The sequence below is a fragment of the Pseudoroseomonas cervicalis ATCC 49957 genome, from assembly GCF_000164635.1.
Classification (GTDB): domain Bacteria; phylum Pseudomonadota; class Alphaproteobacteria; order Acetobacterales; family Acetobacteraceae; genus Pseudoroseomonas; species Pseudoroseomonas cervicalis.
This window is the reverse complement of the sequence record NZ_GG770777.1, coordinates 799,701-805,772: the sequence shown is the minus strand read 5'-3', so window position 1 is coordinate 805,772 and position 6,072 is coordinate 799,701. Positions and strand designations below refer to the sequence as shown.

General features: G+C 73.4%; 7 protein-coding genes. All 7 read left to right on the top strand.

Annotated elements, in window-relative coordinates:
- Positions 1–69: 69 nt before the first annotated feature.
- Positions 70–885: a bifunctional hydroxymethylpyrimidine kinase/phosphomethylpyrimidine kinase gene (gene thiD, locus HMPREF0731_RS03495; protein WP_007002638.1), complete on the top strand. Its 816-nt coding sequence runs from the start codon at positions 70–72 to the stop codon at positions 883–885.
- Between the two features lie 82 nt (positions 886–967).
- Entirely contained in the window at positions 968–1,828 is an 861-nt protein-coding gene (locus HMPREF0731_RS03490) for a PhzF family phenazine biosynthesis protein (protein WP_007002637.1), read from the top strand.
- A 91-nt stretch (positions 1,829–1,919) separates the two neighbouring features.
- Complete coding sequence (locus tag HMPREF0731_RS03485) at positions 1,920–3,086, top strand: phosphoserine transaminase (RefSeq protein ID WP_007002636.1); 1,167 nt, start codon at positions 1,920–1,922, stop codon at positions 3,084–3,086.
- Between the two features lie 177 nt (positions 3,087–3,263).
- Positions 3,264–4,181, top strand: coding sequence for a DMT family transporter (locus tag HMPREF0731_RS03480; RefSeq protein WP_007002635.1), 918 nt, complete (start codon positions 3,264–3,266; stop codon positions 4,179–4,181).
- A 75-nt stretch (positions 4,182–4,256) separates the two neighbouring features.
- Positions 4,257–4,640 (top strand): DUF6152 family protein, encoded by a 384-nt coding sequence (locus HMPREF0731_RS03475; protein WP_007002634.1) that lies wholly within the window; start codon positions 4,257–4,259, stop codon positions 4,638–4,640.
- A 5-nt stretch (positions 4,641–4,645) separates the two neighbouring features.
- Positions 4,646–5,119: a DUF6644 family protein gene (locus HMPREF0731_RS03470; protein ID WP_007002633.1), complete on the top strand. Its 474-nt coding sequence runs from the start codon at positions 4,646–4,648 to the stop codon at positions 5,117–5,119.
- Between the two features lie 92 nt (positions 5,120–5,211).
- Positions 5,212–6,072 (top strand): AAA family ATPase (locus HMPREF0731_RS03465; RefSeq protein WP_007002632.1); only part of this gene is annotated, 861 nt, incomplete at its 3' end.

Sequence of the window (6,072 nt, the reverse complement as noted above, 5' to 3'; positions counted from 1 at the left end):
GTCCGGCGCCGTGGCCGAGCCGCCCGCCGCCACCGCCGAGGCGGCGGCCGAGGCGGGGGAGGCGGCCTGATGCGCGGCCGCGTCCTGATCATCGCCGGCTCCGATTCCGGCGGCGGCGCCGGCATCCAGGCCGATATCAAGGCCTGCACGGCGCTCGACGCCTATGCCGCGACCGCCATCACCGCGCTGACCGCGCAGGACACCAGCGGCGTCTATGGCGTGCACACCGTGCCGCCGGATTTCATCCGCCAGCAGATCCGCCTGGTGCTGCAGGATATCGGCGCCGACGCCATCAAGACCGGCATGCTGGCCGATTCCGAGACGATCAACGCCGTCTGCGACGCGCTGGCCGAGCATGGCCGCCGCATCCCCCTGGTGGCCGATCCGGTGATGGTGGCCAAGGGCGGCGAGGCGCTGCTGACCAAGGCGGCGGTGGAAACGCTGAAGCGCCGCCTGCTGCCCTTCGCCGCCCTGCTGACCCCCAACATCCCGGAGGCCGAGGTGCTCTCCGGCATGAACATCACCGATGTCGAGGAGATGCAGGCGGCGGCCGAGATGATGCTGACGCTGGGCGTGCCGGCGGTGCTGCTGAAGGGCGGCCACCTGCCCGGCAATCGGCTGGTCGATCTGCTGGCGACCGAGGACGGCATCGAGTTCTTCGAGAGCGAGCGCATCGAGAGCCGCCACACCCATGGCACGGGCTGCACCCTGGCCTCGGCCATCGCCGCCGGCCTGTCGCAGGGCCTCGGCCTGCGCGCGTCGGTGGTGCGCGCCCGCGCCTATGTGCAGGAGGCGCTGCGCCGTGCCCCCGGCTTCGGCCGCGGCCATGGCCCGCTGAACCACAGCGTCACCGTCGATCCGGCGCGGCTCGCAACCCTGGTATGACACCGCCCCGCCGGTTGCGGCCTTCGCGGCCGCGCCGGCGGCGGGCATGCTGCGGCCCCGCTGCAGCCTGACAGGTGCCCCCATGGCGACCCCGACCCCCGCCTCCGACCCGGCCACCCTGCCGGAGCGCGTCGCCATCTACCAGGTCGATGCCTTCGCCGAGCGCCCCTTCGCCGGCAACCCGGCCGCCGTGGTGCCGCTGCGATCCTGGCTGCCGGATGCGCTGATGCAGGCCATGGCGGCCGAGCACAATCTCAGCGAGACCGCCTTCTTCGTGCCGGACGGGCCAGGACGGTGGCATCTGCGCTGGTTCACCCCCACCCTCGAGGTGCCGCTCTGCGGCCATGCGACGCTGGCCACCGCCTTCGTGCTGGCGCGCGTGCTGGGGGAGGCGGGGCCCTTGCGCTTCCGCACCGCCTCGGGCGAGCTGGGCGTCAGCCAGGAGGCGGGGCGCTTCGTGCTCGACTTCCCGGCCAACCCGCCGCTTCGCGCGCATAGCGGCCCGCCCGGCCTGGCCGCCGCGCTCGGCGCCGTGCCGCGCGAGATCTGGAAGGCGCGCGACTGGATCTGCCTGTTCGACAAGGCGGAGACGGTGCGCGCGCTGACCCCCGACCATGGCCGCATCGCCACCCTGCCGGATGCCGCCCAGGGCGGCGGCGCGGCGCGCGTCATCGCCACCGCGGCGGGGGATGACGGGGTGCATGACACCGTCTCGCGCTACTTCGCGGCGCGGGTGGGGGTGAACGAGGATCCGGTGACGGGCGCGGCGCACACCCAGCTGGTGCCCTTCTGGGCGCAGCGCCTGGGCCGCAGCACGCTGGTCTGCCGCCAGGCCAGCGCCCGCGGCGGCACGCTGTGGTGCGAGCTGCGCGGCGACCGGGTGCGCATGGGCGGCCATGCCGTGCTCTATGCCGAGGGCTCGGTGCTGCTGCCGCGCGGCTGAACCCTGCGGGCAAGGCCGGGCCTTGCCCCCGCGCGCCGCGCGGCGCAAACCGGCGCCTCTCCTGGCCTCGATCCCTGAAAGTCTGTCTGTCATGGCCCAGCCCAACCCCAAGCCCGCCCGCCGCCCGGCCAATCCCTGCTTCTCCTCGGGCCCCTGCGCCAAGCGCCCCGGCTGGTCACTGGCGGCGCTGGAGGGCGCGCTGCTCGGCCGCAGCCACCGCGCCAAGGCGCCGAAGGCGAAGCTGGCCGAGGTGATCGAGCGCTCGAAATCCGTGCTGCGCATGCCGGAGGGCTGGCGCCTGGGCATCGTGCCGGCCTCCGACACCGGGGCGGTGGAGATGGCGCTGTGGTCGATGCTGGGGCCGCGCGGCGTCGATGTGCTGGCCTGGGAGAGCTTCTCCGGCGAATGGGCGACCGACATCACCACCCAGCTGCGCCTGCCGGATGTGCGGCTGATCCAGGCGCCCTATGGCGGGCTGCCCGACCTGTCCCAGGCCGACCCGAAGCGCGATGTGGTCTTTGTCTGGAACGGCACCACCAGCGGCGTGCGCCTCAAGAACGCCGATTGGATCGCCGCCGACCGCGAGGGGCTGGCGATCTGCGACGCCACTTCGGCGGCCTTCGCCATGGAGCTCGACTGGCACAAGCTCGATGTCGTCACCTGGTCCTGGCAGAAGGTGCTGGGCGGCGAGGCGGCGCATGGCATGATCGCCCTCTCGCCCCGCGCCGTGGCCCGGCTGGAATCCCACACCCCGTCCTGGCCGCTGCCAAAAATCTTCCGCATGACCAAGGGCGGCCGGCTGATCGAGGGCATCTTCCAGGGCGACACCATCAACACCCCCTCCCTGCTCTGCGCCGAGGACGCGCTGGACGGGCTGCGCTGGGCCGAGGCAATCGGCGGCCTGCCGGCGCTGGTCGCCCGCTCCGAGGCCAATCTGGCGGCGGTGGCGGAATGGGTGGCGGGGCAGTCGGACTATGCCTTCCTGGCCGAGGATGCGGCGACGCGCTCCTGCACCTCGATCTGCCTGAAGCTGGTGGCGCCCTGGTTCACCGCGCTCGCGCCCGAGGCGCAGGCCGCCGCCGGCAAGCGCATCGCCGCGCTGCTGGAGCAGGAGGGCGCGGGCCTGGACACCGCCCCCTATCGCGACGCGCCGCCGGGGCTGCGCCTCTGGGGCGGGGCGACGGTGGAGACGCAGGATCTCCTGGACCTGCTGCCCTGGATCAGCTGGGCGACGCGCGAGGTCGCCGCCCAGGCCTGACATCCCGGGCCAGATCCGGCTGAAACCGAAAGGCGGCGGAAGAATTTTCCGCCGCCTTTTTCATGCGCGGTCAAAGCTTCCGAATCAGCCTGCTGCGCCGCGGTGATTCGGTAAACCTCCCTGACGCATTTTCCCTAGGCTTCCCGGCAGGACAGACCCGCCCCGAGGCCGAAGCCCATGCGTCTCCCCGCCGCGCCGACCTGGCTTCCGATCCTGCTCTTCCTCTGCGCGCCGCTGCTGTTTGCCAGCAACATGATCGGCGCGCGCTGGCTGAGCGGCTCGGTGCCGCCGGTGACGCTGGCCTTCGGGCGCTGGCTGGTCGCCGCCCTGCTGCTGCTGCCCATCATCTGGCCGCATCTGCGCCAGGGCGCGCTGAAGCGGGCGCCGGCGGGGCTCCTGGCGCTGCTGGTGCTGCTGGGCGGCGTCATCAGCGTGGCGCCGCAATATGGCGCGGCGCGCTACACCAGCGCCGGCAACATCGCCCTGATCGCCGCGCTGACCCCGCTGATCGTCGCCGTCATCGAGCGGCTGGTCTGGGGCATCGCGCTGCGCCCGGCCATGCTGGCGGGCATCGCCTGCGCCTTCACCGGCATCCTGGTCGCCGCCTTCCGCGGCGATGTCGGCGCGCTGCTGCGGCTGGAATTCAACCCGGGCGACGCGCTGATGCTCTGCGCCATCCTGGCCTGGGCCGGCTACACGGCGCTGCTGCGCCACCGGCCCGTGGCGCTGCCGCCGCTGCTGCTGCTCTGGGTGGTCGCCGCCGGCGGCGCGCTCTGCCTGGCGCCCGGCATGGCGCTGGAATGGGGCCATCTCGGCGTGCCGCAGCTCGGCGCGCGGGCGCTCTGGGGCATGATCTTCCTCGGGCTGGTGGCCGGCATCGGTGCCTATGGCGCCTTCGCCCGCATCGTCGCCAGCTTCGGCGCGGCGCGGGCCTCGATGGCCATGTATCTGGTGCCGGCCTACGCCCTGGGGCTCGGCGCCACGCTGCTGGGGGAGAGCCTGCACCCCTACCACGCCGTGGCCATGGCGCTGGTGCTGGGCGGGGTCGCCATCGGCACGCTGCGCGCGCCGCTGCTGCTGCCCGCGCGCTCGTGACCGGCGCCGCCCCGTCGCAAGCGGGGCGGGCATGACCACATGACCTCCCGTTCATCCCCTGGACAGGAGGTCCCCATGACGCTTCCGCTGCCCCGCCGGCGCCTGGCGCTCGGCCTGCCCGGCCTGCTGCTGGCCGCCCCGGCGCTGGCCCATCATGGCTGGTCCTGGGCCGAGAGCGAACAGACCGAGCTCTCCGGCACCATCGAGGAGATCTTCATCGGCCCGCCGCATCCGCGCCTGACGCTGCGCAGCGACGGCACGCTCTGGACGGTGGAGCTGGGCAATCCCAGCCAGACCCGCCGCGCCGGCTTCGTCGAGGGCTCTGCCAGTGTCGGCGACCAGGCGCGCGCCATCGGCAACCGCGCGCGCGACACCGGGGAGCGGCGGCTGAAGGCGGTGCGGCTGGAGGTGGGCGGCCGCCGCTACGACCTCTACCCCGAGCGCATCCAGGGCGGCTGAGCCCGGTGGAGGCGGCGCTTGCCCTGCTGGCGGACAGCGCGCTGCCCGCCTGGCTGCGCCGCTCGGGCCTTGGCTACCCGCTGGTCAATGCGGCGCATGTGCTGGGGCTCGGCCTGCTGCTGGGCAGCATCGCGACGCTGGACCTGCGGCTGCTGGGCGCCTTCCGCGGCGCGCCGCTTTCGGTGCTGGCGCCGCCGCTGCTGGCCATGGCCAAGGCGGGCCTTGTGCTGGCCATCCTCAGCGGCGCGTTGCTGTTCTCCGTCCAGCCGCTGGCCTATGCCGCCAACCCGGCCTTCCTGGCCAAGCTCTTCCTGGTGGCGCTGGGCATCGCCAACGCCCTGGCGCTGCGCCGCCGCGCGGTCTGGCGCCAGGCGCTGCAGGGCGGCGCGGTGCCGCCGGCGCTGAAGCTGGCGGCGCTGATCTCGCTCGCCGCCTGGCTCGGCGCGCTGCTGGCCGGGCGCTGGATCGGCTTTCTGTAAGTCGCCGCGCCGCATGGACCCCCTGCATTCCCGGCCGGTGCGCGCGGCAGGAGGATGCCCTATAGCTCCGCCCCCCAGCAGAGGAGTGCGGAATGACGGTCGGGATCGAGATGGGCACGACGAGCGGCGGGCAGCCGGGCCTCCTCGATCTGGAGGAGCTGCTGGCCACCCGCCTGCTGGTGCAGGGCAATTCGGGCTCCGGCAAATCCTATCTGCTGCGGCGGCTGATGGAGCAGTCGGCCCCCTGGGTGCAGCAGGCCGTCATCGACCCCGAGGGCGATTTCGTGACGCTCGCCGAGCGCTTCGGCCATCTCGTCATCGACGCCGCGCAGCACAGCGAGGCTGCCTTGCAGCGCGCCGCCGACCGGGTGCGGGCGCATCGTGTCTCCGTGGTGCTGAACCTCGAGGGGCTGGATGCGGATGGCCAGATGCGCCACGCCGCCGCCTTCCTGGGCGGGCTGTTCGATGCCGAGCGCGACCATTGGTCGCCCATGCTGGTGGTGGTGGATGAGGCGCAGCTCTTCGCCCCCGCCGCCGCCGGCGAGGTGTCGGACGAGGCGCGCCGCGCCTCGCTGGGCGCCATGGCCAATCTGATGTCGCGCGGCCGCAAGCGGGGGCTGGCCGGCATCATCGCGACGCAGCGCCTGGCCAAGCTGGCCAAGAACGTCGCCGCCGAGGCCTCCAACTTCCTGATGGGCCGCACCTTCCTCGACATCGACATGGCGCGTGCCGCCGACCTGCTGGGCATGGAACGGCGGCAAGCAGAAATGTTCCGCGACCTGCCGCGTGGCAGCTTCGTGGCGCTTGGCCCGGCCCTGTCGCGCCGGCCGGTGACTATCCGCATCGGCGCGGTGGAGACGGCCTCGCGCGGCAGCAATCCGGGGCTGGTGCCGCTGCCGCAGACGGCGCCGGAACAGGCGAAGGAGCTGGTGCTGGCGGCCGTCGCCGAGCCC